The 1,981-nt window shown below is 58.9% G+C and carries 1 protein-coding gene; it reads right to left on the bottom strand.

Annotation, left to right across the window (positions count from 1 at the left end; genetic code table 11):
- Window positions 1-538: 538 nt before the first annotated feature.
- The gene (locus tag GY725_10565) at window positions 539-1,501 is read right to left on the bottom strand and encodes an SGNH/GDSL hydrolase family protein (GenBank protein ID MCP4004628.1); all 963 of its coding nucleotides are present in this window, start codon (window positions 1,499-1,501) and stop codon (window positions 539-541) included.
- Between the last annotated feature and the right edge of the window lie 480 nt (window positions 1,502-1,981).

Below are 1,981 nucleotides of genomic sequence, written 5' to 3' on the forward strand. Positions count from 1 at the left end.
GCGCGTCGAGGAGCTCACGCCGCGGATGTGGAAGACCCGCTTCGCCGAAGAGCCCCATCGCTCCGTCCTCGATCAGACTCCGCGCTGACCTCGCACCACCCTTGCTCACGAAGTCAACGACGCCGATCTTTGATCGCTTACTTCCGGGGTGCTGACCGTGTTTTGCGAACGGGAAGGCAACACTGCGGTCGAACGCCAAAGCTAGTTCGTCCGGGACCCCGCGCGGTCGGAGACCCTCAGCATGTGCGGACGCTTCTTGAACGGGAACCGGGAGATCCCATGTCTGCCCAGATCACGATGGTGGGGGGCGGCCCGAGCCTCATTGGTCGAATGGCCTCACCGGTGAAGTGCTACTCCTACCGCAATCAGTTGACGAGCCGGATGACGGCTCTGCGGTCCTACTCGGATAGCTGAAGGACCTACTGGAACCCTTGCCAGAATCGCCGGGTCTCGGGATCTTCCTTGGCCCTCGCCGCCTTGGGCGTCACCAAGAGGCCGAGCAGTCCATTTCACAATCCCAGGGCTCTGTCGTAGGCTCTCAATCTCCGAACAGCCCCTGCGCCTCCAAGCCTTCCAATATCACGCTAGTAATGATTCGGTGCCCAAGCGGTGATGGGTGGGGGTCGGAGTTGCTGACGACCAGCTCGGACTTCAAGTGCGCGTCCATCGAACTCCCGCGCGCAACCAGGTACGCTTCCATCGCATCGTAGGCCTCGATGGTTGGGAAACCCAGCTCCGTCACGATCGCGCGCACTGCAGGCGGTAGGCGCAACGAACAGAGCACGACCACATCGAATCCATGTTCCGCTCGCAACCGCGCCAGTTTCGACATCGCGTTTCGGTACCCGTCGATCCCGAGCATGTGGACGTATTCCTCTGGGATCTCTGAGGAGTCGCGAGGAAGCGACGCGAGCCTATCGTCGGGCGCATGGCCCCAACCCTTCCGAATCGCCTGGACGTACTTTCCGATGTAGGAATGATCGAGTGCGAAGTAGGGCGAACGGTTGCGAATGAAACGCGGTAGATCAAGATCGTTGGGGACGTACTCGATCAGCACGAGATCCGGCGTGTACTTGAGCAGCTTCTCTTCGAGCGTTGCGACCTCCATCGTCGTGTTGTACCCGGGAACGCCCGCATTGATGACTTCCCAGGCTCTGTCGGGACGAGATTGGGCGAGGTCCTCTCGCAGAAAGGAAAGGTAGTAGTCTCGATCACCGACGCCGTAGCCGAACATCACCGAATCGCCGATTCCTACGATGCGAACAGAATTGGCCGGCAGCTCTTCGCGCACAACCGGCCCGCGGAAGCCATCTTCGTTGATCGTGATGACCGCGCCTTTGTAAAGACCTCGGACGCCCGGGATCAGCTCATAGACGATCTCCGGATTTCGACTGAGTCGGACGATGTTCTTCGTCTTGATCCTGGTTCTCGGATCGTGAATGACCGGTCCCGAACCCAGGCCCTCGAAGGCGTCGATTTCGCGATCATCGTAGTAGGCCATGAGCCGAAATCCGGCTTCGGCGACCAGGAACATCATTGCGAACGAAGTGAGTGACAGGAGGAGCCGAAGGATTAGCCGACTCCATCGTGACCCTAAAGCCATGTGGCCTCGCATCAAAGCAGTTGGAAGCGCACGATAACCGCGTCTGTGACGCGAGTCCAGCGAGCGTCGTCAGGACCTCTGACAACTCGAAGCCAAAATCGATGTGAGCGAGCGCCAAGCTCATACCCTTCTCCACACAGATATTCGTGCCATCCTCGAATGTCTCCTTCGGCATCCTTTTCCAGCACATCTGGAGTTGATCTGTTCTACTGGACGATTGAGCCTCGGTGATCACCCACAAACGGCCATTAGTCCGGAGTCGTCCGGCCGAAATGATTGCCGTTGATCACCCGGTGTCTCTGAACCGCCCCGGTTTCTCCGGAGACTCGTTTAGTTGAGTCCAGCCACCGTGGCCAGACTTTCTTGCTTCTCATAGTA

It is taken from the genome of bacterium (assembly GCA_024226335.1).
Taxonomy (GTDB): Bacteria; Myxococcota_A; UBA9160; order SZUA-336; family SZUA-336; genus JAAELY01.